Raw genomic sequence first — 25,079 nt, 5'->3', positions numbered from 1 at the left:
ATCTCCTTGCTTGTCGTTGTGACCATCATATCCCAATAGAGCTAGTCGAAATGACTTAAATAGTGCTATAAAGCAAAGATAGAGTCTGAATGGAGCGATAAATGCAGGACGAATGGAAAGCCGAATTCGATCGCTTCGATCGTTTGATTCTGGATATTCTGTCGACGGATGGGCGGATATCGATCACTGATCTGGCCGGGAAGATCGGCTTGTCAAAGTCGCCAACCCAAGCCCGATTGAAGAAGCTTGAGAAAACCGGCGTAATCACCGGATACCGTGCGCAGATTGACCCGATCCGCATGGGCCGCGACCACGTTGCTTTTGTCGAGGTGAAACTGTCCGACACACGCGAGGCGGCGTTGACCGCCTTCAACGCAGGGGTCGCCGCCATTCCCGAGGTCGAGGAGTGCTATATGCTGGCCGCCCATTTCGATTATCTACTGAAGGTCCGTACGCAGGATATGCGCGATTATCGCCGGGTGTTAGGAGAGAAGATCAGTTCCTTGCCGCATGTGGCGCAAAGCTCGACCCATGTAGCGATGCAAGCCGTGAAGGAAGATGGCACTTCGGTGTGATCTGCCGTTGCCCCTTCCGATCTTTGGCGCTAGGAAAAGAGCGCTTTGCCCGCGTGGTGGAATGGTAGACACAGGAGACTTAAAATCTCTAGGCCGGATAGGCCGTGCCGGTTCGAGTCCGGCCGCGGGTACCAAGCTTCTGACAAGCTGTTGAAATGCAAACGGCGCACCTGATAGGCGCGCCGTTTTCTTTTTTATATCAGTGAATTACTTCAGAGCTGCATCAGTGATGGCGCTGGTCCAAGCTCCTTCAGGTGCTTTGGTGATCACCGGGTCCGAACCACCACCCATCAGGGTGTCGACCGTGCGCTGGTAAGCGGCTTCGTTCAGCGACCCGTCCGACCCTGCGGTCAGCTTGCCGATCTCACCGATCATACGGATCTGGTGTGTCTCGGTCTGAGCACCGGTTTCGTCATAATCCAAGATGATCCCGGCTGCGGCCTCGGCGTTTTCTTCGGCCCATTTCCAGCCCTTCATCGAGGCGCGCACAAAGCGCTCCATCTTGTCGGTGAAGGCAGCGTCCGACAGCTTGTCTTCCAGCACATACAGGCCGTCTTCCAGCGTCGCGACGCCTTGGTCTTCATACTTGAAGGTGACCAGTTCGTCCGGGCTGACGCCGGAATCGATGACCTGCCAGTATTCGTTATAGGTCATGGTCGAGATACAGTCGGCTTGGCGTTGCAACAGGGCGTCCACGTTAAACGCCTGCTTCAGCACTTCGACACCGGTTTCGCTTTTGCCATCTGTCGACAGACCCAGCTTGGACATCCAGTTCATGAAGGGGAATTCGTTGCCGAAGAACCAGACACCAAGGGTGCGGTTGGCCAGATCGGCGGGCGACGAGATCCCGACATCCCCCCAGCAGGTCAGCATCATGCCAGATGATGCAAAGGGTTGAGCGATGTTCACCAGCGGTAGACCTTTTTCGCGGGCCGCAAGGGCGGCGGGCATCCATTCAACAACGACATCTGCACTGCCACCTGCAATCACCTGCGTGGGGGCAATATCAGGGCCGCCGGGCAAGATCGTGACGTTCAGGTCTTCTTCAGCGTAATAGCCGTTCTCAAGCGCCACATAGTAGCCCGCGAACTGGCCCTGCGTGACCCATTTCAGCTGCAATGTGACGTCATCTGCCGCAGTTGCCGCGCTTGCGCTGACGGCAAGGGCAGCTGCGCCGATCATTGATTTAAGTTTCATGGTACTCTCCTTGTTGAATTCTTTTTTTGTTTTGGGTTTTCGGGCTGATTTCCTCAGCCTCTTTGTGAGGGGTGCCAGAAGGTCACCTTCTTTTCTATGAACGCGACGATGCCGTAGAAGGCAGTGCCTGCCAACGCGGCGACGACGATCTCGGCCCAGACCAGATCAATCGACAGGCTGCCGACGCCCGTTGAAATTCGGAACCCCATCCCGCGGGTGGGTGATCCAAAGTATTCAGCCACAATTGCCCCGATCAGGGCAAGTGTCGCGGCCACTTTCAGCCCGTTGAAGATGAAGGGCATAGCGGCGGGAATGCGCAGTTTGATCAGCGTTTTGAAATATCCTGCTGCATAGGTTTTCATCAAATCTCGCAGCATCGCGTCGGTTTCGCGCAGGCCTTGAACGGTGTTTACCAGCACAGGGAAGAACACCATCACAACCACCACGGCAGCTTTCGAGTGCCAATCAAATCCGAACCAGCTGACCAGAATGGGCGCGACGCCGACGATAGGCAGGGCCGCCACGAAGTTCCCGATGGGCAAAAGTCCACGTGTCAGGAAGGGCGAACGATCGATCAGGATCGCGACGACAAAGGCCGCAAGTACGCCGAAAATGTACCCACGCAAGGCGCCTTTCAAAACGGTCTGAACGAAGTCCTCCCACAACATGCCCGTTGAGTTTACGAACCGTTCGGCCACGGCAGAGGGCGCGGGCAGGATGGCCTGAGAGATGGCAAATGTGTGGACTGCGGCCTCCCATAAGACGACGATGGTTAGACCGAACAGGATCGGGACCGTGTATTTTACCACTGCTGTGTCAGACAGCCGCGAGCGAACAAGGGCGATGTTGGTGCCCCAGGCAAATATCCAGAAGACAAAGGCAAGGATCATCCAGCTCATGTGCGCATCCCCATCTTGCGCAGCAAGACATGCTGCGTCCGGTCAATAAGGGTGACCAGCACGCCTGCCAGAATGGCCGCGGCGAAAAGGGCTGACCAGATTGCCAAGGGTGTTCCGAACTGATCCCCGATCAAGATCCGCGCGCCCAGCCCACTGATGGCGCCAGTCGGCAGCTCGCCCACGATGGCGCCGACCAAAGCGGCGGCGATCCCGATTTTCAGCGAGGTGAAAAGATAGGGCAGTGACGCCGGAACGCGTAGTTTCAGGAATTGCTGCATACCCGAGGCGCTATAGGTTTTCAGAAGGTCCAATTGCTCGCCAGTTGGGGACCGCAGCCCCTTGATCATGCCGACCATCACCGGAAAGAAGCACAGATAGGACGAGATCAGGGCCTTCGGAAACCCGCGCCCTTCGATCCCAGCCTGAGACGACAGCACGATGATCATTGGGGCCAAAGCCACAATGGGCACCGCTTGCGAGATGATCGCCCACGGGACCAGTGACATTTCAAGCACGCGGGATTTCACAACCAACACCGCGCCCAAAATTCCGACCGAGGTGCCCAGAAGGAAACCCCAGAAGGTCGATTGCAGGGTGATCCAGCCGTGATAGATCAGCGACCGTTTCGACCATGTGCGTCCTTTCAAGATCATTGCGCCCGTGGTCTTCCACAACTCTTGCCCAACTTGTGTGGGCGTAGGCAGGCGCGGACGGTCAAGGTCATACCCCGCTGCGATATAGGCGCGGTTGTTGGCCATCAATGACAGGACCGACGCCTCGCGTCGCTCGATAGCCGTGGCCGGGGTCACGTCGGCACCTGCGCGCGCCACTTGATCCAGTGTGACGCGGATGTTCATCGGTGCCACGGCCAGAAACCAGATGACAAGGAAGCCAAAAAGGACGGTCAGGACTGGAAACAGCGTTCTAGTCATAGGAATGACCCGCACGCAGCCCTTCGCGGACCCGGTGGGCCACGTCCAGAAACTCTTGCGTGTCGCGAATGTCCAGCGGGCGCTCGGCGGGCAGGGGGCATTCGATCACGTCAGAGATCCGGCCCGGACGCGGGGACATGACGACGATTTTGGTCGACAGGTACACCGCCTCGGGGATCGAGTGGGTGACGAAGCAGATCGTCTTCTGCGTCTTGGCCCAGAGCTTCAAAAGTTGTTCATTTAGGTGATCACGCACGATCTCGTCCAAAGCGCCGAAGGGTTCGTCCATCAAAAGGATGTCCGCGTCAAAAGCCAGCGCGCGGGCAATAGATGCCCGTTGCTGCATCCCGCCTGACAGTTGCCATGGGAACTTCTTCTCGAACCCCGCCAGATCGACCAGCTCAAGCACGCGCTTGATCCGCTCGTCTTGATCGGCTTTGGAATAGCCCATGATCTCGAGCGGCAGACGCACATTGCGCCCGATGGTCCGCCATGGATACAGCCCCGCGTGTTGGAACACATAGCCATAGGCGCGCGACTGGCGGGCCTCGTGCGGGGTTACACCGTTGACCGTAATCGTCCCGCCCGTCGGCGTTTCCAAATCCGCCATGCAGCGTAGAAAGGTGGTTTTGCCGCAGCCCGATGGGCCGATGAAGCTGACAAAATCACCCTTCTTGATGTCCAGCGACACGTCCTTCAACGCATGAACCGGGCCGTCATTGGTCTGAAAGGTCAGATCAAGGTTCTCTGCCTTGATTACCGTATCCGAAGTCACGTGCATTAAACTCCTGTTGCCGGAATGCCGGTGCGTTTCACGGGCTGAGGTGTGGTCAGCTCTTTCCATTTCGAAAGTGCTGTGTTGACGGTCGCGTTGGGTTCGCGCGCGACAAACTCGCCGTGGCCTTCCTGTGTGCGGATTTCTCCATCATGTACGGCCACCTGACCACGTGTCAGGGTGAAGCGTGGCAGGCCTTTGACCTCGTGCCCTTCAAAGACGTTGTAGTCGATGGACGATTGCTGCGTGCCCGCGGCGATGGTCTTGGATTTCTCGGGATCCCAAACCACAAGGTCGGCATCTGCGCCAACCAATACGGCACCCTTGCGCGGGTAGCAGTTCAGGATCTTTGCGATATTGGTCGAGGTCACAGCGACGAATTCATTCATCGTCAAACGCCCCGTTGCCACACCGTTTGTCCAGAGCATCGGCATCCGATCTTCAAGCCCGCCGGTCCCGTTCGGGATCTTGGTGAAGTCGCCCACGCCATAACGCTTCTGCTCGGTCGTGAAGGCGCAGTGGTCGGTGGCTACAACGCTCAGCGAGCCTGACTGCAGACCCGCCCACAGGCTGTCCTGATGCTGTTTGTTGCGGAAGGGGGGCGACATGACGCGGCGCGCGGCGTGGTCCCAATCTTTGTTGAAATACTCGCTTTCATCCAGCGTCAGGTGCTGGATCAGCGGCTCGCCCCACACGCGTTTGCCCTGCATACGGGCGCGGCGGATGGCTTCGTGGCTTTCTTCGCAGGATACATGCACGACATAAAGCGGCGCGCCGGCCATATCGGCAATCATGATGGCCCGGTTGGTGGCCTCGCCTTCGACCTGAGAAGGGCGGGAATAGGCGTGTGCCTCGGGGCCGGTGTTGCCTTGGGCCAGAAGTTTCGCTGACAGCTCGGCAATCACATCACCATTTTCTGCGTGGACCATCGGGGTCGCGCCCAGTTCGGCAAGACGGCTGAACGACGAGTAGAGTTCGTCATCATTCACCATCAGCGCACCCTTATAGGCCAGAAAGTGCTTGAAGGTGTTGATGCCACGCTCCTGCACGACGGTCTGCATGTCGTTAAACACCTGCTCGCCCCACCATGTCACCGCCATGTGGAACGAGTAATCGCAGTTCGCGCGGGTCGATTTGTTGTCCCAACGCTTCAACGCATCCAGCAGGCTTTCGCCTTGGTTGGGCAGGCAGAAATCCACCACCATCGTGGTGCCGCCCGCAAGACCAGCGCGCGTGCCGCTTTCGAAATCGTCCGAGGAATAGGTGCCCATAAAGGGCATTTCGAGGTGCACATGTGGGTCGATCCCGCCGGGCATGACGTAGCAGCCAGTGGCGTCGAGTACCTCGTCGCCCTTCAGGTCCGGCCCGATCTCGATGATTTTGCCACCGTCGACAAGGACGTCAGCTTTATAAGTAAGGTCTGCTGTGACGACAGTGCCGCCTTTGATTACTTTGGTCATCCGACAACTCCCTGTTGCGCCCGGCTGTGTTTGTTTTTTATTCAGTCCGGGGGATGTGTTTGATCAGTCTATAATTTGTGCGGTCTCCAACACAGCATGCAGTAGCACGTCGGTTCCTGCAGCCGCCCATTCCTTGGAAATGTCCTCGGCCTCGTTGTGGCTTAGGCCATCCACGCAGGGGCACATGATCATCGCCGTCGGATAGATTTCGTTGATCCAGCAGGCGTCGTGGCCCGCGCCGGACACGATATCCATGTGGCTATAGCCCAGCTCTTGCGCCGCATCGCGGACCGCTTTCACACAGGTCTCGTCGAAGGCGGGCGGGTCGAAGGTGCCGACCATTTCCCAGCTCATCTCGACGCCAATGTCGGCGCAGAGCTTCGGTGCGCGTTCGTCAAACTCGGCGATCATCGCGTCGATCACCTCTTGCAGGTGCGAGCGGAAATCGACGGTGCAGACAACCTTGCCGGGGATGATGTTGCGCGAGTTCGGATAGACATCGACATGCCCGATGGCACCCACCGCGTTGGGTTGGTGCTTCATCGCGATCTCGTGAACCAGTTCGGTGATCAGGGCGAGGCCACGGCCTGCGTTGATCCGCATAGGCATGGGGGTCGAGCCGGTGTGGCTTTCCTTGCCGATGATGGTCACTTCCAACCAGTTCAGCCCTTGGCCGTGGGTGACAACGCCGATGTCTTTGGCTTCGGCCTCCAGAATGGGGCCTTGTTCGATGTGCAGCTCGAACATCGCGTGCATCTTGCGGGCGCCGACTTCCTCGTCGCCGACCCAGCCGATACGTTTCAACTCGTCGCCGAACTTCTTGCCCTCGGCATCTTCGCGATCGTAAGCCCAGTCTTGCGAGTGCTTCCCAGCAAACACGCCCGATGCCAGCATGGCCGGAGCAAAGCGTGTGCCTTCTTCGTTGGTCCAGTTGGCGATGACAATCGGGTGTTTGGTTTTGACGTTTAGGTCGTTCATCGTGCGGACGGCTTCCAGCCCGCCCAACACGCCCAAGACGCCGTCATACTTGCCGCCCGTTGGCTGCGTATCCAAATGCGAGCCCATATAGACGGGCAGGGCGTCGGGGTCCTCGCCCGGGCGGGTGGCAAACATGTTGCCCATCGTGTCGACGCCCATGGTCATGCCAGCCGCTTCGCACCATATCTGGAACAGCGCGCGGCCTTCTGCGTCCTCGTCGGTCAACGTCTGGCGATTGTTGCCGCCTGCAATGCCGGGGCCGATCTTGGCCATCTCCATCAGGCTGTCCCACAGCCGATCCGGGTCAATGCGCAGGTTCTTGCGATTGGTCATATTCATCTCCCTTTGGGTACACATGAATGTGTTCGCGGAATTTAGATTCCGTCTTGTCATCAGGCTGGATGATTTCTGCACGATCGGTCAACATTTATCTGACCGATCGTGCGAATTGTTCTGTTTTCTGAGGAAATCTCGTGCGAAAAGGTAAAGAACTGCGCGAAAGATACGCAGAATTAAGGTGTGAAGTGTTGACGTAGGTATGGCGACAAAAGGCATTCAAAGCCGCAATCGGCAGGAAATCACAGCGCGGATTCTGACCGCAGCTGAACGTGTGTTCGCCGAGTTCGGATATGCAGGTGCCTCGATCAGCCGGATCGCAGCGCAAGCGGGCATCCCGAAGTCGAACGTGGTCTATTACTTCGAAACCAAAGAACTTCTCTATCGGCGCGTCGTGGGCGAGATCTTTGATATCTGGCGGGCTGCGGCGGACAGCATCACCGTCGACAACGATCCGATCAAAGCGCTGGGCGATTATATCGACACCAAGCTCGATCTGGCGCGGACGCGCCCCTATGGTTCGAAGGTCTGGGCCAATGAGATCATTCAACGTGCACCGATAGTTCAGGACTATCTGGAAGACGAGCTGCGCTCGTGGACCGAAGACCGGATTGTGGTGATTGAGGCGTGGATTGCGCGTGGGCAGATCCGCCCGATCAGCGGGCGTCATCTGCTTTATGCGATCTGGGCGACGACCCAGCATTATGCGGATTTTACCCACCAGATCACCACGCTGAACGAAGGGGTCGAACTGACCAACCGCCAGTGGGACGACACCAAGAAGGCGGTGAAAGACCTGCTTCTGCGTGGCGTTGAAAAGCATGGTGATGCGTAATGGCGCGGGCTGGAACAACGGCGCGCAAGACGCGCAATCAGATGGAAAAGCGGCAGGCGATATTTGAAGCCGCTTTGGATGTATTCTCGGAAAAAGGCTTGCGTGGCGCGACGTTAGAGCAAGTCGCTAAAGCCGCCGGTTTGTCCAAGCAGAATGTGGTTTACTACTTCAACGGCAAGGACGAGATCTATGCCGAGCTTTTGGAAAGCCTGCTTCAGAAATGGGTGCAGCCGCTGCATGATCTGACGGCAGATGGCGATCCAATGGATGAGATCCTGACCTATGTTTCGCGCAAGGTTCAGATGTCACGTAATATGCCCCGAGAAAGCCGCTTGTTCGCGACGGAAATCCTGCATGGCGCCCCGCGTCTGGGAGAGGTTCTGCCCACCGATCTGAAAACTCTGGTCGACGAAAAAGCTGCGATAATTCAGGGTTGGATGGATGCGGGTAAACTGGCACCGTTGGACCCACATCACCTTATCTTCTCGATCTGGGCGATGACGCAGCACTATGCCGATTTCGACGTGCAGGTGCGCTCGGTTCTTGGGGCGGAACGCTCTGCCACTCGGTTCGAGGATGCCGAGCAGTTCATTAAAGACATGCTGATCAGGACGCTTCGGCCCTAAGCAGCATGAGCAGCGCCAACAGCGTTGCCCCGATCCCAAGAAGCAGCGTCAGTGGCTGGGTATTGCTAATCAGCAGAAGATCCCACAGCACCACCCAGCTGGGCACAAGATAGGTATACGCCATGACCTTTCCTGCAGGCAGACGCTGGGCGGCGAATTGCAGCAGGAAGAATGACCCGGCAGTAGCGGCAACGGCCAGATAGATGATCACCAGCCAGACGGCAGGGCGCAGGGCGGCGTAATTCGTCGCGATCAGGTCCGGCGCGCCATAGATGGCTGTGACGATCAGCGCCCCAAGAATGGTCCCGATCGAGGTCTGGACCGGTTTCACATCATGGGCCAGCTTGCGGGCGAGGGCTGGCACCATCGCGTGCGCGAAGGCGCCTATGGTAAACAAGGCTTCGCCAAAGCCGATCTCGAACCGCAAAAGCGCGTTCAGGTCGGCGCGAAAGATCACCCAAACTGCCCCCACGGCCCCGATTGTCAGGGCAATCAGGGTCCAGCGGCTGGCGTATTGGCGGGCAATGACATAGCCGAACCCGGCAGCCATCAAGGGCGTCAGGGTGAAGACGGCGGCAGTTGATACGGCAGAGGTGACGCGCAGCGCCTCGAACATCGTGATGAAATAGATGGCCATCAACCCGCCCATCAGGCCAAAGCGCCAGAAGCGGTGGAACACTGGGGCAAGCGGCACGCGCATCACTTTGGCCACGGCCATCAGCAACAACGCAGCCAGCGCAAACCGCACCGTACTCAGTGCCGCTGGGGCCATGTCGCGGGCCACGATATGTCCGAAAGTGAATGACAGCGACACCAGCATTGAAAAGCTGAGCATCGCCAAATGGCCCTGCCACGCAGGCAGCAGGGCCGGAGGGCTTTTACTCCGCAGCGGTTGCGCTGGGGTTGTTGGGGTGGGTTGTCCAGTTCGCATACTCATCCGCAACAGGCTTTCCGGTCCGTTCATCCATGGCGCCGGACGCGATGGTTTCCATCGTGATACAGCCCTCGACGGGGCAGACATTGACGCACAGGTTGCAGGCAACGCATTCGTCGTCTTTCACATCAAAGACACGGTCTTCGGACATGGTGATTGCCTGATGCGAGGTGTCTTCGCAAGCGGCAAAGCAGCGGCCACATTTGATGCAATCGTCCTGACTGATCCGCGCCTTGGTGACGTGGTTCAGGTTGAGGTATTGCCAGTCGGTGACGTTCGGAACGGCGCGCCCAATGACTTCGTCAATCGAGCTATACCCCTGTTCGTCCATCCATTGCGACAGGCCCGAGATCATCTCTTGCACGATCTTGAAGCCATAGGTCATGGCCGCCGTACAGACCTGCACGTTGCCTGCGCCAAGCGCCATAAACTCGGCCGCATCGCGCCATGTGGTCACGCCGCCAATGCCCGATATGGGTAGGCCATGTGTGCCGGGGTTGCGGGCGATCTCGGCCACCATGTTCAGCGCGATGGGCTTCACCGCCGGGCCGCAATAGCCGCCATGTGTGCCTTTGCCGTCGATCATCGGTTCGGGCGACATCGCGTCCAAGTTCACGGACGTGATCGAGTTGATCGTGTTGATCAGGCTGACCGCATCCGCGCCGCCATCCTTGGCAGCTTGCGCCGGGTTCAGAATGTTGGTGATGTTCGGCGTCAGCTTCACGATCACCGGCAGGTCGGTCGCCTCTTTGCACCAGCGGGTGACCATCTCGATATATTCGGGCACCTGGCCGACAGCCGATCCCATGCCCCGTTCGGCCATGCCATGCGGGCAGCCGAAATTCAGCTCGAACCCGTCACAGCCCGTTTCCGCGATGCGTGGAATGATCTCTTTCCACGCGGCTTCCTCGCAGGGCACCATGACCGAGGCGATCAGCGCGTGGTCAGGATAGTCCTTTTTCACGCGGGTCATCTCGTCCAGATTGACCTGAAGCGGGCGGTCGGTGATCAGCTCGATATTGTTTAGACCAAGCAATCGTCGATCGGCGCCGTGAATGGCGCCATAGCGCGGACCATTGACGTTGACGACGGGTGGGCCTTCTTCCCCGAGGGTTTTCCAAACCACGCCGCCCCAGCCAGCCTCGAACGCGCGACGAACATTGTATTCTTTGTCCGTGGGCGGGGCCGAGGCCAGCCAGAACGGGTTGGGAGACGAAATTCCAAGAAAGTTTGATGTCAGATCGGCCATTAGCGTGCTCCCATCAATGTAGCGTGAATATCCATGGCCGCATCGCGACCTTCGGCAACGGCAGTAACGGTCAGGTCATCCCCACCCGAGGCACAGTCGCCCCCGGCCCAAACGCCCGAGACACTGCTGCGTTGGGCGTCGTCGACCTTGATCTTACCGCCGTCCAAGGTCAGCGCGTCGGGCGTGTCGCCCAGCTTCTGACCGATGGCTTTGAACAGCTGATCGGCGGGCAGGCTGAAGGTCTCGTCCAGCGTGACCAGTTTGCCGTTTTTCGTTTCGGTATAGGCGAAGGTGACTCCAGTCAGCGATCCATTACCTTCGACGCCAACAGGCGTCGCGTTGCAAATCAGGGTTACGCCCTTTTGCTGCGCCAGCTCCTGTTCGAAACCCGAGGCTGCCATGGCCTCTTGTCCACGACGATAGACAATGGTGACATCCTCCGCGCCTAGCAGCTTGGCCTGCACGCCCGCATCAATCGCGGTCATGCCGCCGCCGATGACGACAACGCGTCGCCCGACGGGCAGGGTGGTCAGGTCGGATGCCTGACGCAAGTCCGCGATGAAATCAACGGCGTCCAAGACGTTGTCTTTGTCCTCGCCCTGCATCCCCAGCGCGTTCACAGCGGTCAATCCCATGCCTAGGAAAACTGCGTCGAAACCGCTTTTCAATGTGTCCAAAGTGACCCCGTTGCCCAGCGACTGCCCATAGCGGATCTCGATCCCGCCGATGGACAGAAGCCAATCCACTTCGCGCTGGGCGAAGTCGTCGGTGGACTTATAGGCGGCGATGCCAAATTCGTTCAGGCCGCCCCCTTTGGCGCGGGCCTCAAACACCACAACGTCATGGCCCAGCATGGCCAGACGGTGCGCGCAGGACAGACCTGCGGGACCGGCGCCCACAACGGCAACCGATTTTCCGGTCTTGTCTGCGCGGGTGAAGGGATGCGTGTTCGACGCCATCAGCGTGTCGGTCGCATAGCGCTGAAGGCGTCCGATCTCGACCGGTTTGCCTTCTGCGGTTTCGCGCACGCAAACCTCTTCGCACAAGGTCTCGGTCGGGCAGACGCGGGCGCACATGCCGCCCAGAATGTTCTGGTTGAGAATGGTCTTCGCGGCGGCTTCGGGTGTGCCGGTGGCGATCTGCCGGATGAACAGCGGAATGTCGATCGAGGTGGGGCAGGCGGTCATGCATGGTGCGTCGTGACAGAAATAGCAGCGATCCGCTGCGACCAGTGCCTCGTGCCCGTCATATTCCGGGTAAAGGTCGGTAAAGTTGTCGGCTACTTGCGTCGGGTCTAGTCGCCCGGCTGCAACGCCATTTTCCCTGTTGATATGTGCCATAGCTGGTTCCTTGGATTGGCTTTGGTGCTTTCAGTAAGGCACAGAAATCTGCGTATGGCTATAAATTTTACCAGATGGTAAAAGTTTTTCACAGGTGCTCAGGAATTAAGCCGCAACGTATGAACGGACGTTCATGTGCAAGCGTCGCAGGCGCAAAGAAAAAGCCGCGACGGGCGGTCGCGGCTTTAGCTTATTGAAATGTAAGTCAGATCAGGCGTTGAAGAGGAAGTGCAGAACGTCGCCGTCCTTTACCATATAACCTTTGCCTTCAGCGCGCATTTTGCCGGCCTCTTTCGCAGGGCCTTCACCGCCCAGTTCGACATAATCGTCATAGGCGATGGTCTCGGCCCGGATAAAACCACGTTCGAAATCGCCGTGAATCACACCTGCGGCTTGCGGGGCCATGGTGCCCTCGCGGATGGTCCAGGCGCGGGCCTCTTTCGGGCCGACGGTGAAATAGGTTTCCAGATGCAAAAGCTCGTAGCCAGCGCGGATCAGGCGATCCAAACCCGCTTCGGCCAGACCCAGCTCTTCCAAGAACATCTCCATGTCCTCGTCGTCCAGCTGGCTGATTTCTTCTTCGATCTTGGCGGAAATCACGACGGATGCCGCGCCTTGCGCTGCGGCCATCTCTTCGACCGCTTTCGAGTACGCGTTTCCGGTGGCTGCATCGCTTTCGTCTACGTTGCAGACATAGAGGATCTTTTTTGTGGTCAGAAGCTGAAGCAGTTTCCACGCTTTCTTGTCTTCTTCGTCCACGTCGACCGTGCGGGCAGGTTTGCCGTCCTCCAGCGCTTCCTGAGCCGCGGCCAGAAGGCGGTCCTGTTGTTGGGCGTCCTTGTCGTTGCCCTTCAGCTTGCGCACCAGACCGGCGCGGCGCTTCTCGATGCTTTCCAGATCGGCCAGCATCAGCTCGGTCTCGATCACTTCGGCGTCTTCGACCGGGTTCACACGCCCATCAACGTGGGTCACGTCGCCATCATCAAAACAGCGCAGAACATGCGCAATCGCGTCAGTTTCGCGGATGTTTGCCAAGAACTGGTTGCCCAGACCTTCACCTTTGGACGCACCCTTCACCAGACCGGCAATGTCCACAAAGGTCATGCGGGCGGGAATAATCTCTTTCGACGATGCGATCGCAGCGAGTTTATCAAGGCGCGCATCGGGCACGTTCACTTCACCCGTATTGGGTTCGATGGTGCAGAAAGGGAAGTTGGCAGCCTGCGCGGCAGCCGTTTTGGTCAGTGCGTTGAACAGGGTCGATTTGCCCACATTCGGCAGACCCACAATACCCATCTTGAAACCCATCACGGCCTCCGTCGTTGAAATACTCGCGCGTTCTAGGGCTTTGACAGGCTGGGCGCAAGCGTGGTGGAGTGGGAACGCATGAAATGGAGGAGGATGATTGATGCAACCTATTCCCTATGTATTTTTTAAAGACCAAGCGCGCGCGGCGATGACACGCTATGGCGAGGTTTTCGGAACGGCGCCTGAGATCATGTCGTTTAAGGATATGCCCGAGGCCGACCGCGCCCAGATGCCGGGCGTGCCTGATGACGCGGTGATGCACGCCGGATTGGCCATCGGAGACGGTTGGCTGTTTGCCAGCGATGATCCCTCGGGCGAGACACCCGAGATGGCGGGCTGCAATGTCTGCGTGTCGCTGGCGGGCGATGAGGAAACCCGCCGCGTGTTCGATGCCTTGGCAGAAGGTGGCGAAGTGCGTATGCCGCTTGCGCCGATGTTCTGGACGTCTCTTTTTGGGACGCTGACCGACAAGTTCGGGGTGCGCTGGATGATTATGGCGGACAGTGATTACCAGTGAGGCATTGATTTTCCTGTTCTGCTTGGGCAAACCGGGCAGGACCAAGAAGGGGATCACGCATGACTCGCATCGACGCCAAGTTTGCCGCGCTTAAGGAAAAGGGCCAGAAAGCCTTTGTTGCTTACATAATGGGTGGTGATCCCGATGTGGAAACTTCGCTTGAGGTGATGAAGGGTCTGCCCGCGGCTGGTGTGGATGTGATCGAGCTGGGCGTGCCCTTCACCGATCCGATGGCGGATGGTCCGACCATTCAGCTGGCCGGTCAGCGCGCGCTTGGCGCAGGTATGACGTTGCAAAAGACGCTGGATATGGCGGCTGAGTTTCGCAAGGAAGATGACACGACGCCGATCGTTCTGATGGGCTATTACAACCCCATCTATAATCGCGGCGTGGACAAGTTTCTGGTCGATGCGCAAGCTGCGGGTGTTGATGGTTTGATCGTGGTGGACCTGCCGCCCGAAGAGGACGAGGAACTGTGCATCCCGGCGCAAAAGGCGGGCCTGAACTTCATTCGCCTGGCGACACCCACCACCGATGACAAGCGCCTGCCGAAAGTTCTGCAGAACACCTCGGGCTTTGTGTATTACGTTTCGGTCACTGGTGTGACTGGCTCGGCCGAGGCGCAATCCGGAGACGTCGGACCGGAAGTGGCGCGCATCAAAGCTGCAACCGATATTCCAGTGATCGTCGGCTTTGGTGTGAACACCCCAGAAAAGGCCGAGGCGATTGCCAGCGTCGCAGACGGGACCGTCGTCGGATCGGCCATCGTGTCGAAAATCGGTGCGGGCGAGTCGGTCGCTGATATCCTGACCTTCGTCAAAACGCTGGCTGACGGCGCGCACCGAGGGTGAATCGCGTTTGATTAGATCACGGCGCGCTCGCCAAAGGGCGTGCCCGTGACGATCCGTTCATACCCAAAAGGTGACAGATCCATGCTGCGATAGTTGCCGTGGACGATCAATTCGGCCAACCCACGCCCCATGGCAGGGGCTTGCTGCAGCCCATGTCCCGAGAATCCATTGATAAAATGGAAGTTCTCCAGCTCGGGGTGCGGGCCGAGAATGACGTTCTGATCCAGTGTATTATAGGCATAATGCCCAGCCCATTCGGTGACGATCTTTAGCGCCTCAAACTGCGGGATACGCGTGGCGATATGGGGCCAGACATGAGTTTCCCAGATGCTGTGATCCATATGGAAATCATCCGGCGCGACGGCGATATCTTCGTGGGGCGCGACGCCGACCATATAGGTCTCGGGCCCGTCCTGGCGGAAATGGATGCCGCTGGGATCGACCGTCAAGGGCAGGGGGCGGTCCAAGGGATCGGCCGCACTGAATACCCATGTGAAGCGTTTGCGTGGCTCGACTGGAACGTCCAACCCAGCCATTTTCGACAGGAGTGCCGCGCGTGGCCCGGCCGCATTGACCAGCTGTCCACATCCGATTTGGGTTCCGTCGGATAGGGTAACCGCATTGGCATGCGAACCGTTCGTCTGAATGGCCGTCACCTCGCCCGACAGATATTCCACACCCGCTTCCATCGCCTTGCGGCGGAACCAGTCAAACAGCGCGCCGCCATCCCAATAGCCTTCATCGACGGCACCGTGGCTACCCAGAATGATGTCGTCCAGATCATAGAACGGATAGGCCTCGGCCAGCTCTTCACGTGACATGATGCGGGTACCTGCGCCAAGCGCGGCTTGCATGGTTTGGGCGGCCTTCAGTTCCTCGGCCCGCGCATCATTATCTGCCAGATAAAGATAGCCGAAATCCTGCACGCCGATATTCTCGATCCGTTCATCCCCGCCCATATTCGCGCGGAGGTCTTTAACGAACTGAAGTGTGAATTGTGAAACTTTTACGTTTAGAGCTTCAGAAAACTGCTGACGAATGCAGGAATTAGTATGGGCCGTCGAGCATTGTGCAAAGCTGGGGTCGCGTTCGATCACCAAAATGCGACCGTTAAATTGCGTGTCTTGCGACAGCCACCACGCAACCGATGATCCCATGATTGCACCCCCAACAATCACGACGTCATAGGTGCTGTGTTCGGGGTGGGTGCGGAATGACCGTTGGCTCACGGAGGGCTCCTGTCGATGGGATGGGGTCGGCGTGGCTGGCCACGAGTCAGCGCAGGTTAGCGCCGGGTCTCGAATGAGGAAAGATCCTGTGATGGGAATTTGTCGTGGAACGTCAGGTCACTGACGTCCGGTTGCCGAAAGTGCCCAGTCCAACACCGCGTCATGTTCTGGCGCGATCTCTTCTGCCTCGCCCACGAAGGCCATGAAAGCATCGCGCGACCCTTCGCTCAGCCCGATAATCGCAGGAATGTCCTGTGCCAGAGCTTGTCCCACCGCTTCGCGAAACCCGCGTCCTTCGGCCTCTTGCTTGCCGAACTTGTTGACCAGTAGAAGATCGGCCCCGGCGCGCAGACGTTCTTCGGTTTGACCCACTGCGGTTTCCAGTGCCTCGGGGTTCAGCTTGCAGCCACGGGCATTGGCGCCAAGATACTGGCTGATACGGATTTTCGGTCCGTCTGGCAGAACCAACACATCCATGTCGCAGTGATGTTCTTCGGCCCGTTCGGTATCCAGTTGCACGGTTCCGCACAGGTTCACACCTTTGTCGGCCAAAGCCTGCGCTACGCCCGCCAGAAGAAGGTTTGTCGTGCCCCGTCCAGGCGCAATTACATAAGCAAGTTTCATAGGTCATTCCCTTCGCCACTGACTTGGCAATCCTGCGAGGGCTTGTCAATTGTGTGAACTGCATGTCTTCATGCGATCAGACAATCGGAGCGTCACATGAAACCCCAGATCCCATCCCATGCGCCCCCGGCAGACGCCGACGTCCGTAAAGAGGTGAAGCCGGTCATCTGCTACCCGGTCGATTGTCTGACCGCGCCGGATCTGGAGCTGTATCAGGCGGCCCGCGCGACAGCGCAGAAAGTGGACGAGGTTCTGATCCCCGCCCGCGATGCGCGTACCTTCAACGTGCCTGCTGGGCAGTTCTTCCGCATCACCTCGGTCGAGGGGCCGCAGGTAGGGGACTTGAACCTGTGGAATGCAGATGATCTGAACGAGCGGTTCTATTCCGGTAAGACCCGTGCTTTACATGGCACGCATTTGTCGGTCTCTGATCGGATGTGGACCAGCTTTCCCGCCATGCGTCCAATGGCGACGATCATCGACGACACGCTGGACTGGTACGGGTTCGACAAATTTGGCGGCTCGGTTCATGATGTGATCGGCACGCGCTGCGATCCGTACACGAATAACCTGCTGTCCGGCGGGCAGTATCATCATTGCTGCCATTCCAACCTGACCCGTGCGTTGGCCGATCATCTGGGCTGTTCGCTGGACGAGGCGCAGCCGCATGTGCATGACGTGTTGAACGTCTTTATGTGCACCGGGTTCACCCGCGATACGGGGCAGTATTTCATGAAAGCCAGCCCGGTGCGCCCGGGCGACTACCTTGAATTCTTTGCGGAAATTGACCTGCTGGGCGCGCTCAGCGCTTGTCCCGGCGGGGATTGCTCGGACCAACACAGCTCGGACTCTGCAGCTTGCCATCCGCTGTTGGTCGAGGTCTTCGCCCCGGACAAGGGTGCGCTGGGCGATTGGCAGTCCCCACCCGTGAACGGCTATGATCAAAGCCACGGGCGATAAGGAAAACCCCAACTTGAATGTCTCGCCTCAACCCATAGTGTAGGGTTGTGCATTAAAAGGAGTTTGCCATGCGATCCCTCGGCTGGCGGTTTATTATTGTGGGCGTTCTGTGCCTTGTGATGTTCATCCCTCTGATGATGGTGTCGGACATTGTGAACTCCCGGCGTCACTATTCCGAAGACACGATCCGGTCAGTTGGTCAGGAATGGGGTGGGCAGCAGACGATCTCGGGTCCGAGTGTGGTCATACCGGTCAAAGCGCGGGTCACTGTGACCGAGCTTCACAATGTGATCGACGAGGCCACCGGTCTTGTCATGCGCGACAAGGAAACCGGAGAGAACTTGCAAAAACTGGTCGAGGTTGAGCGGATCGAAAACCGGGAAGCGCTCTATATTTATCCGGATGTGTTCGACGTTAAGATCACGACCGAAACCCAGATGCGCCATCGCGGCATCTTCCAAGTGCCTGTCTATCAGGCGCAGGCCAACATCGCGACCGAGTACCCGTTTGATCGGGTTGAGGCTCAGCTGGACGAAAATGAGTTTGCCGTTTGGGACGAGGCCAGCCTGCGTCTGACTGTCAGCTCGAACCGCGCGCTGCGCGGCGAAGCGCGTCTGACATCAGGGTCGGATGAAATCCTGATGGAGCCATTGGGCGATGCCGCCGGTTTGACCGCGTTGTTGCCAGGCGGCAAAGACCAAACGAAGTTTGACTTGGTGCTGGGGCTGAACGGTGCGGCCGAATTGCGCATGGCTCCGGTGGGGCGAATTTCGACGGTCGAAATGAACAGCGACTGGCCGGATCCCAGCTTTGGCGGGGCGTTCTTGCCCGACGGATCCGAGATCTCGGACACCGGTTTCCAAGCCAAATGGACCATCCCACATCTGGCGCGCAGCTTGCCACAAATCTCGCGTCAGGATTACGAGGCGACGGCACGGCGGGATACGTCATTTGGGGTAAGCTTCTATCAGCCAAATGACTTTTATCAGAAAGCTTGGCGTGCTGCGCGTTATGGCATTCTGTTCGTGTCGCTGACTTTCTTGACGGTCCTCCTGATGGACATGCAAAGCAAGAAACCGGTGCATCCGGTGCAGTACCTGCTGATCGGTCTGTCCCAGGCGGTGTTTACGCTGCTGATGTTGGCCTATGCCGAGCAGGTGGGCTTCACCGCCGCCTATGTCGGATCGGCCGCGGCCTTGATCCTGTTGCTTTTGATGTTCGGGCGGTTTGCTTTGAAGCTGGGCACGCGCACATGGGTGTTGGGCGGTATGTTGGTGCTGCTTTACGCGGTGCTCTATCTGATCCTCTATTCGACCGACTATGCCCTTCTGGCAGGCGCCACACTGGCCTTCGTGGCGATTGGGGCGACCATGTACGCCACGCGGAACGAGGAATGGTATGGCGAAGGCGGGCCGGGGCCGGGGCTGTTTGCCCGACGTGCGGCCAAGAAGGCCGAGGTGCCGCCTAAGCCCGAAGCTTCACAGAAAGCCGAGGGGCCGTGGCCCACATTGCCAGCCAGCGACAAACCCAAGGACGACTAACACAAAAAGAGGCGCCGATGGGCGCCTCTTTCACGTTCGGTATCGTTGGATGCGGTCAGGCGAACGCAGCTTCCAGTCCGATTTCAACCATGTCCCCAAAGGTCTTCTCGCGCTGGTCGGATGGCAATGCCTCGCCCGTTTGCAGGTGATCCGATACGGTCATGATCCCCAGCGCACGAACGCCATGGCGGGCTGCCAGTGTGTAAAGCTCGGCGGCTTCCATCTCGACCCCAAGAATGCCGTGACGGGTCATCTGTTCGTTCAGGTCCGGGCGTTCGTCATAGAACGTGTCAGACGAATAGATCCCGCCCACATGCACACCCACATCGCGTCCACGTGCAGCAGCAACGGCGGCCTCTAGCAGACCATAATCAGCACAAGGCGAGTAATTCAGCTCGCGAAATATGGTGCTGGACGGGGTTGCCACCGTTGTACAGGTCATCGCGATCACCACATCGCGCACCTTCACCTGAGGCTGCATGCCACCACAGGACCCGATGCGGATTAGTGTTTTTGCGCCATAGTCGCGGATCAACTCGTTCGCATAGATCGAGATCGATGGCATCCCCATGCCTGATCCCTGAATGGTGACGCGGTTGCCTTTATAAGTGCCGGTAAATCCCAGCATCCCGCGCACTTCGTTGACCAGTTCCGCCCCTTCAAGAAAGGTTTCAGCAGCCCAGCGCGCCCGATAGGGGTCGCCCGGCATCAGAACGGTTTCTGCGATTTGGCCCTGTTCGGCCCCGATATGGACGGTCATGGTCGGCTCCTATAATCATTGTGTCTTACAGGCAAAGGAGGATCCCGTGCGCTGGATCGTTTTACCATTCTTTATCGTGCCAAGTTTGACCCTTGCGCAAGAGGCAGCAGAGTTGACGCTGGTGAAACAAGTTTTCGCCGAGCTTCAGCCAAGGTCCATACGTTGGAACCGCGAGTTTTGCGGTTACCTTGGATACGATGTCGAGGGTGCACTTGCTGCATCGCGCCCAACGCCGGGGAAAAGAGATTCCTGTTTGCCAGACGACCCCGAGAACCTCGAGACGATCCTGTCATCTTACCACACGCACGGTGCGTTCTCGCCCGACTATGCCAACGAAGTCCCGTCTGGTGACGATATGGAAGGCGATGAGGAAGAAGGCATCGACGGGTGGGTTGCCACACCCGGTGGGCGTCTTTGGTATATCGACACGGAAGATATGGTGACCACGCAGATTTGTGGGATCGGATGCCTTCCGTCGGACACAGATTTTCAGCCCGGTGACATGGGCCACATCGCCACGAGCTATGGCTACGATGATTTAGTGCAAAAGCTTGCGGAAGGAGACGAGTAAGAGGACGTCAGTCCCTGGCCCGAACCAGAAACGGTCCCGATGCCAGATAATAGCGCCTAACCTTAATTGCGTTTCGGCTTGCCGGCCGGATCTTTGGCATCTCCGAACCAGATCGACCAGAATGTCCGATATTGTCCCTGAACCTTAGCGCGACCAAAGCCAATGCCAACCGAGCGCCAATTCTTCCGTCGCCACATACCTTCGTTCAAAATGACCTTGCGATGATTGGGCGAGTTCAGGAAGCCTTTGATCACAACCTCGGGGTCGCTATATCCCCAAGCGGTGATTTCATAGGCGTTCTTGCGGTATTTGGTGCGCAACCGCTTAGGTGCGTCCCACATGGCTTTTGGGGCTCGGTGGTTGGCGTAATAGGGTGCGTCACTCCAACTGTGTGTATTCGTGCCGCGACGGGGGCCGCCCTTTGGGGCGATGTTGCGGGTGAAATCCTCGACATGGCGCCCGGCCACAAGGGTCAGGCTGGATGAAAGTGGGATCGGAGCCAACCCGTGCCTTGCGCGTTCACGCATAAGGATGTCATAGGCCTGTTTTTCAATGCTGCTTAGGTGATCATTGGGGGTTGGCTTATAGTAGTTGAAAACCCCGCCTTTTGAACTGACCTGAACAACCTCACCCGCCAGTGCAGGTGACTGAGAGGTGAGCAACCCCAGGGCCACTGTCAGAAGAAGCTTTTTCATTTGGACACACACCTTTGGCTGGAAACGAAGCACTACTTCCACGAGATTTACACGCGAAATAAGGCCGAATTCTGCAGCGAATGGTGCAAAATCGCGTCAATTGTTTCCAATGCGAGCGATTGCATGTGGTGTTCTATTCCGCAGCGATGTCCTTTGGGGCAACCAAAGTCACGATGTCTTCCATGATGGTGTTCAGCTCGAAATCCTTCGGCGTATAGACCTTTGCGACGCCCATGGCGCGCAGACGGTCGGCGTCTTCATCAGGGATGATGCCGCCCGCGACCACTGGAACGTCGCCCAGACCGGCGTCCTTCATCCGTTCGATCAGCTCTTCCAGAAGCGGAATGTGGCTGCCTGACAGGATCGACAGGCCGACAACATGCGCTTTGGTTTCAAGCGCGGATGCCACCAGTTCTTCGGGTGTCAGGCGGATGCCTTCATAGGTAATGTCCATGCCGCAATCGCGCGCACGGGCGGCGATCTGTTCGGCCCCGTTCGAGTGTCCGTCAAGGCCCGGTTTGCCCACCAAGAAGGTCAGGCGGCGGCCAAGCGCGTCCGACACAGCGTCGACGCGGCCCCGGATTTCGTCCAGCCCTTCGGTGCGGTTCGACGGGTTCTTCGACACGCCAGTCGGCGCGCGATACTGGCCAAAGGTCTGGCGCATCACTTCGCCCCATTCGCCGGTCGTCACGCCTGCTTTTGCGGCGGCAATCGAAGATGGCATGATGTTCTCGCCAGACTTGGCGGCGGCACGAAGGGCATTCAGTGCGTCCTGCACGGCCTTGTCATCCCGATCCGAACGCCATTGTTCCAGACGCGCGATCTGGTCGGCCTCGGCTTCTTTATCGGCCACCATGATGGCACCGTCGCCAGCAGTCAGCGGGCTTTCAGTAGTCTCGAGCCATTTGTTCACACCGACGACCGTGGTGTCGCCAACCTCGATCTTGCCGATGCGGGCGGCGTTGGATTCCACCAGACGCGACTTCATGTATTCGATGGCGGCAACTGCGCCGCCCATACCGTCGATCTGGGCCAGTTCGGCGCGAGCGCCGTCTTTCAGTTCGGCCACTTTGCGTTCCACGGCAGGGTTTTCGTCAAAGAGGTCGTCGAACTCCAGAAGGTCGGTTTCATAAGCCAAGATCTGCTGCATACGCAGCGACCACTGCTGGTCCCACGGACGCGGCAGGCCAAGTGCTTCGTTCCACGCGGGCAGCTGTACCGCACGGGCGCGGGCGTTTTTCGACAGGGTCACGGCCAGCATCTCGATCAGGATGCGGTAGACGTTGTTTTCCGGTTGCTGCTCGGTCAGGCCAAGGCTGTTCACCTGAACGCCATAACGGAAGCGGCGGAATTTCGGGTCTTCAACGCCGTAACGCTCGCGGGTGATTTCGTCCCACAGCTCGACAAAAGCGCGCATTTTGCACATCTCGGTGACGAAGCGGATGCCGGCGTTCACGAAGAACGAGATACGGCCAACCATGGCGGGGAAGGCCTCGGCGGGCACTTTTTCTTTCAGGTCGTCCAGAACGGCAATGGCAGTGGCCAGTGCGAACGCCAGCTCCTCCTCTGGCGTCGCACCGGCTTCCTGCAGGTGATAGGAACACACGTTCATGGGGTTCCATTTCGGCAGGTGTTCACGGGTATAGGCAGCAACGTCGGTGATCATGCGCAACGACGGCTTTGGCGGGCACACATATGTGCCGCGCGACAGGTATTCCTTGATGATGTCGTTTTGAACGGTGCCCTGAAGCTTCGAAATATCGGCGCCCTGTTCCTCGGCCGCGGCAATATAAAGCGACAACAGCCACGGCGCGGTGGCGTTGATCGTCATCGAGGTGTTCATCTGCTCAAGCGGGATATTGTCAAACAGCGCGCGCATGTCGCCTAGGTGGCTTAGCGGTACACCAACCTTACCCACTTCGCCGCGCGACAGTTTGTGATCGCTGTCATAGCCGGTCTGCGTTGGCAGGTCGAAAGCAACAGAAAGCCCTGTCTGACCTTTGGCCAAATTGGTGCGATACAGCTCGTTCGAGGCTTTGGCGGTCGAGTGACCAGCATAGGTACGGAAAAGCCAGGGGCGGATTGTATTCGAAGACATGTCAGAGACTCACCTTATGTTGCGCTGCAGCATTTTTAGTGACGCAAGAAAATTACGCAAGGGGTAAAATCACGGGAAGAAAGTTACGTGAAGTGGTGCTCCCGCCCGGTGTGCATTGGCCCTTAGGGCCTTGAAACCGGTTGGGGGTGGCCCTCGCTGCGCTCGGGAGGGTTCGTGCTGCTTTACCTTTGTGCAAAATGGTGAGACAGGTTTGATATGACGCGTGTGGTGGAACTTCCTCTTTGGTTGCTTGTTCTTATCTTGGCTTTTGCCACGGTGACCTTCGCGTCGCATTTCCTGTTTCCCTCGGTGCGCTGGTTCTTCCGCAAGCGGTTGGAACGCGCGGTTGCGCAGCTGAACGAACGTCTCGAGCGTCCGATCGAGCCGTTCAAACTGGCGCGGCGTTACGACATGGTACAGCGCCTGTCCTATGACCCCGAGGTTGCCAAAGCGATCGTCGAACACGCGCGCAAGGCGGGGATCCCCGAACAGGTGGCGTTCGAAAAAGCCCAGCGTTACGCCCGCGAAATCGTCCCGCGCTTTTCCGCCACAGCCTATTTCGGGTTCGGCATTTGGATTGCGAAACTCCTCAGCCGTGCTTTCTATCGCGTACGTCTTGGAGCGTTTGACGAGGCGCGTCTGAGCGAGATCGATTCTGACGCCACGGTCATTTTCGTAATGAACCACCGATCCAATATGGATTACGTGCTGGTCACGTGGCTGGCCGCCGAGCGTTCCCATCTTTCTTATGCAGTGGGTGAATGGGCGCGAGTCTGGCCGCTGCGCACGCTGATCCGCTCTATGGGCGCGTATTTCATTCGGCGCAGAAGCCGCAATAACCTCTATCGGAAAGTGCTATCGCGCTATGTCCGTATGGCGACCGATGGCGGCGTGACGCAGGCGATGTTCCCGGAAGGTGGGCTGAGCCTGAACGGAGAGGTCGGTGACCCCAAGCTGGGATTGCTGAGTTACATCGTGCAAGACTTCGTACCGGGGGAAAGTCGCAACGTGGTCTTTATACCCGTCGCAATGAACTATGACCGCGTCCTTGAAGACCGGGTGTTGGTATCGGCCGATATCAAAGGCAGCCGTCGCTTTGGACTGCGGTTCAAATATGTGGCGCGCCATGTGGGGCGGCATTTCTGGCAGCGAATGACTGGGCGCTTTCACCGATTCGGCTATGCCAGTGTGTCATTCGGGGATCCGGTATCTCTGGTGGACTATCTGGATGGGCGCAGCCCGGATGACATGCTGGAGCCGCTTGGTCACGAGTTGATGTCGCGCATTCGCGACGTGGTGCCTGTTCTGCCCGTGCCTGTTGTCTCGGCCATCCTGTTGGAACGCGACGGGCAAAGCCATGCCCAGATTGCCGCGCGTTTTCAGTCACTGGTCGACGATATGGAAACGCGAGACGTGCATGTCCACATTCCGCGCAGCGATATGGAATATGCTGCCGAGGTCGGATTGCGCGAGCTTTTGCTGCGTAAACTGGTTGCCAAGACGGGCGAGGGCAATGAGGCGACCTATCACATTCATAGGCCCGATCGATTGATTTTGGCCTATTATGCGAACTCCATCGCGCATCTGAGCTCTGAGATCGAGCCGATCCACATCTCGAACCTGACGCCCGCAGAAGTGGCGGATGCAGCAATCTTGCCCTAAAGTCAGGTTTGCCGCGACATAAAATTACAAAATGTTGCTGATTGTGGTTGCAATCTTACTTTGTGATCCGTAATGCTGCAGTTGCAGCCGCAATTCCGCACTGCGGCAATAGAATCAGATAACGCGC

Annotated in this window: 24 protein-coding genes and 1 tRNA gene; 10 read left to right on the top strand and 15 right to left on the bottom strand. The window is 58.1% G+C overall.

Annotated features, from left to right (window positions below):
• Positions 1-101: 101 nt before the first annotated feature.
• Together ACP15F_RS09560 and ACP15F_RS09555 are read left to right on the top strand one after the other, a co-directional pair.
• The gene (locus ACP15F_RS09560) at positions 102-575 is read left to right on the top strand and encodes an Lrp/AsnC family transcriptional regulator (RefSeq protein WP_424940576.1); all 474 of its coding nucleotides are present in this window, start codon (positions 102-104) and stop codon (positions 573-575) included.
• A 47-nt stretch (positions 576-622) separates the two neighbouring features.
• Positions 623-709, top strand: a tRNA-Leu gene (locus tag ACP15F_RS09555).
• A gap of 73 nt (positions 710-782) precedes the next feature.
• On the opposite strand, the gene ACP15F_RS09550 is transcribed toward ACP15F_RS09555, so the two are convergent.
• From ACP15F_RS09550 to ACP15F_RS09525, 6 genes are all read right to left on the bottom strand, one after another.
• The gene (locus tag ACP15F_RS09550; protein ID WP_424940575.1) at positions 783-1,772 is read right to left on the bottom strand and encodes an ABC transporter substrate-binding protein; all 990 of its coding nucleotides are present in this window, start codon (positions 1,770-1,772) and stop codon (positions 783-785) included.
• Between the two features lie 53 nt (positions 1,773-1,825).
• Entirely contained in the window at positions 1,826-2,671 is an 846-nt protein-coding gene (locus ACP15F_RS09545) for an ABC transporter permease (RefSeq protein ID WP_424940574.1), read from the bottom strand.
• Positions 2,668-3,603, bottom strand: a complete 936-nt coding sequence (locus ACP15F_RS09540) for an ABC transporter permease (RefSeq protein ID WP_424940573.1) — start codon at positions 3,601-3,603, stop codon at positions 2,668-2,670. The genes ACP15F_RS09545 and ACP15F_RS09540 overlap by 4 nt, the downstream gene beginning before the upstream one ends.
• Positions 3,596-4,384, bottom strand: a complete 789-nt coding sequence (locus tag ACP15F_RS09535; RefSeq protein ID WP_424940572.1) for an ABC transporter ATP-binding protein — start codon at positions 4,382-4,384, stop codon at positions 3,596-3,598. Before ACP15F_RS09535 ends, ACP15F_RS09540 begins: the two co-directional genes overlap by 8 nt.
• Positions 4,384-5,838, bottom strand: a complete 1,455-nt coding sequence (gene hydA / locus ACP15F_RS09530; protein ID WP_424940571.1) for a dihydropyrimidinase — start codon at positions 5,836-5,838, stop codon at positions 4,384-4,386. The genes ACP15F_RS09535 and hydA overlap by 1 nt, the downstream gene beginning before the upstream one ends.
• A 63-nt stretch (positions 5,839-5,901) precedes the next feature.
• On the bottom strand, positions 5,902-7,149 hold the full coding sequence (locus ACP15F_RS09525; RefSeq protein ID WP_424940570.1) for a Zn-dependent hydrolase: 1,248 nt from the start codon (positions 7,147-7,149) through the stop codon (positions 5,902-5,904).
• 205 nt (positions 7,150-7,354) lie between these two features.
• On the opposite strand from ACP15F_RS09525, the gene ACP15F_RS09520 reads away from it, so the two are divergent.
• Positions 7,355-7,987 carry a TetR family transcriptional regulator C-terminal domain-containing protein gene (locus ACP15F_RS09520; protein ID WP_424940569.1) on the top strand — a complete coding sequence of 211 codons (633 nt, stop codon included), beginning with the start codon at positions 7,355-7,357 and terminating at the stop codon, positions 7,985-7,987.
• Positions 7,987-8,613, top strand: coding sequence for a TetR family transcriptional regulator C-terminal domain-containing protein (locus ACP15F_RS09515; protein ID WP_424940568.1), 627 nt, complete (start codon positions 7,987-7,989; stop codon positions 8,611-8,613). The genes ACP15F_RS09520 and ACP15F_RS09515 overlap by 1 nt, the downstream gene beginning before the upstream one ends.
• Here the strand turns inward: ACP15F_RS09515 and ACP15F_RS09510 are convergent.
• The 4 genes from ACP15F_RS09510 to ychF all read right to left on the bottom strand — a co-directional run bounded on the left by ACP15F_RS09510 (position 8,594) and on the right by ychF (position 13,444).
• Positions 8,594-9,448 carry a DMT family transporter gene (locus ACP15F_RS09510; protein ID WP_424940567.1) on the bottom strand — a complete coding sequence of 285 codons (855 nt, stop codon included), beginning with the start codon at positions 9,446-9,448 and terminating at the stop codon, positions 8,594-8,596. The two genes, ACP15F_RS09515 and ACP15F_RS09510, sit on opposite strands and share 20 nt — an antisense overlap.
• Positions 9,449-9,491: 43 nt before the next feature.
• Entirely contained in the window at positions 9,492-10,796 is a 1,305-nt protein-coding gene (gene preA, locus ACP15F_RS09505; RefSeq protein WP_424940566.1) for an NAD-dependent dihydropyrimidine dehydrogenase subunit PreA, read from the bottom strand.
• Positions 10,796-12,136, bottom strand: a complete 1,341-nt coding sequence (locus ACP15F_RS09500; RefSeq protein WP_424940565.1) for an NAD(P)-dependent oxidoreductase — start codon at positions 12,134-12,136, stop codon at positions 10,796-10,798. The genes preA and ACP15F_RS09500 overlap by 1 nt, the downstream gene beginning before the upstream one ends.
• A 210-nt stretch (positions 12,137-12,346) precedes the next feature.
• Entirely contained in the window at positions 12,347-13,444 is a 1,098-nt protein-coding gene (ychF, locus tag ACP15F_RS09495) for a redox-regulated ATPase YchF (protein WP_424940564.1), read from the bottom strand.
• A 100-nt stretch (positions 13,445-13,544) separates the two neighbouring features.
• On the opposite strand from ychF, the gene ACP15F_RS09490 reads away from it, so the two are divergent.
• The gene (locus ACP15F_RS09490) at positions 13,545-13,961 is read left to right on the top strand and encodes a VOC family protein (RefSeq protein WP_424940563.1); all 417 of its coding nucleotides are present in this window, start codon (positions 13,545-13,547) and stop codon (positions 13,959-13,961) included.
• Between the two features lie 59 nt (positions 13,962-14,020).
• Positions 14,021-14,812, top strand: coding sequence for a tryptophan synthase subunit alpha (gene trpA / locus ACP15F_RS09485; RefSeq protein WP_424940562.1), 792 nt, complete (start codon positions 14,021-14,023; stop codon positions 14,810-14,812).
• An 11-nt stretch (positions 14,813-14,823) separates the two neighbouring features.
• On the opposite strand, the gene ACP15F_RS09480 is transcribed toward trpA, so the two are convergent.
• Together ACP15F_RS09480 and ACP15F_RS09475 are read right to left on the bottom strand one after the other, a co-directional pair.
• Positions 14,824-16,041, bottom strand: coding sequence for an NAD(P)/FAD-dependent oxidoreductase (locus tag ACP15F_RS09480; protein ID WP_424940561.1), 1,218 nt, complete (start codon positions 16,039-16,041; stop codon positions 14,824-14,826).
• 117 nt (positions 16,042-16,158) lie between these two features.
• Positions 16,159-16,665, bottom strand: coding sequence for a DUF2478 domain-containing protein (locus tag ACP15F_RS09475; RefSeq protein ID WP_424940560.1), 507 nt, complete (start codon positions 16,663-16,665; stop codon positions 16,159-16,161).
• Positions 16,666-16,761: 96 nt separating this feature from the next.
• Between ACP15F_RS09475 and ACP15F_RS09470 the strand changes: the two genes are divergently transcribed.
• Together ACP15F_RS09470 and creD are read left to right on the top strand one after the other, a co-directional pair.
• On the top strand, positions 16,762-17,625 hold the full coding sequence (locus tag ACP15F_RS09470; RefSeq protein ID WP_424940559.1) for an urea carboxylase-associated family protein: 864 nt from the start codon (positions 16,762-16,764) through the stop codon (positions 17,623-17,625).
• A 68-nt stretch (positions 17,626-17,693) separates the two neighbouring features.
• Positions 17,694-19,166 (top strand): cell envelope integrity protein CreD, encoded by a 1,473-nt coding sequence (creD, locus tag ACP15F_RS09465; protein ID WP_424940558.1) that lies wholly within the window; start codon positions 17,694-17,696, stop codon positions 19,164-19,166.
• A gap of 55 nt (positions 19,167-19,221) precedes the next feature.
• Here creD and deoD read toward each other — a convergent pair whose 3' ends face one another.
• Entirely contained in the window at positions 19,222-19,926 is a 705-nt protein-coding gene (gene deoD, locus ACP15F_RS09460) for a purine-nucleoside phosphorylase (RefSeq protein WP_424940557.1), read from the bottom strand.
• A 46-nt stretch (positions 19,927-19,972) separates the two neighbouring features.
• Here deoD and ACP15F_RS09455 point away from each other — a divergent pair, with 46 nt between their 5' ends.
• Complete coding sequence (locus ACP15F_RS09455) at positions 19,973-20,497, top strand: DUF4329 domain-containing protein (protein ID WP_424940556.1); 525 nt, start codon at positions 19,973-19,975, stop codon at positions 20,495-20,497.
• Between the two features lie 62 nt (positions 20,498-20,559).
• Here ACP15F_RS09455 and ACP15F_RS09450 read toward each other — a convergent pair whose 3' ends face one another.
• On the bottom strand, positions 20,560-21,192 hold the full coding sequence (locus ACP15F_RS09450) for a CAP domain-containing protein (RefSeq protein ID WP_424940555.1): 633 nt from the start codon (positions 21,190-21,192) through the stop codon (positions 20,560-20,562).
• 133 nt (positions 21,193-21,325) lie between these two features.
• A complete protein-coding gene (locus ACP15F_RS09445; RefSeq protein WP_424940554.1) occupies positions 21,326-23,290 on the bottom strand; it encodes a methylmalonyl-CoA mutase family protein in 1,965 nt (654 codons plus the stop codon).
• 228 nt (positions 23,291-23,518) lie between these two features.
• Between ACP15F_RS09445 and ACP15F_RS09440 the strand changes: the two genes are divergently transcribed.
• The gene (locus ACP15F_RS09440) at positions 23,519-24,952 is read left to right on the top strand and encodes a 1-acyl-sn-glycerol-3-phosphate acyltransferase (protein ID WP_424940553.1); all 1,434 of its coding nucleotides are present in this window, start codon (positions 23,519-23,521) and stop codon (positions 24,950-24,952) included.
• Positions 24,953-25,079: the final 127 nt, after the last annotated feature.

Origin of the sequence: Aliiroseovarius sp. S253 (assembly GCF_049800855.1) — a bacterium.
Lineage (GTDB): Bacteria > Pseudomonadota > Alphaproteobacteria > Rhodobacterales > Rhodobacteraceae > Aliiroseovarius.
Note: the sequence above shows the minus strand (reverse complement) of the source record. Positions and strands in the feature narration are given on the sequence as shown.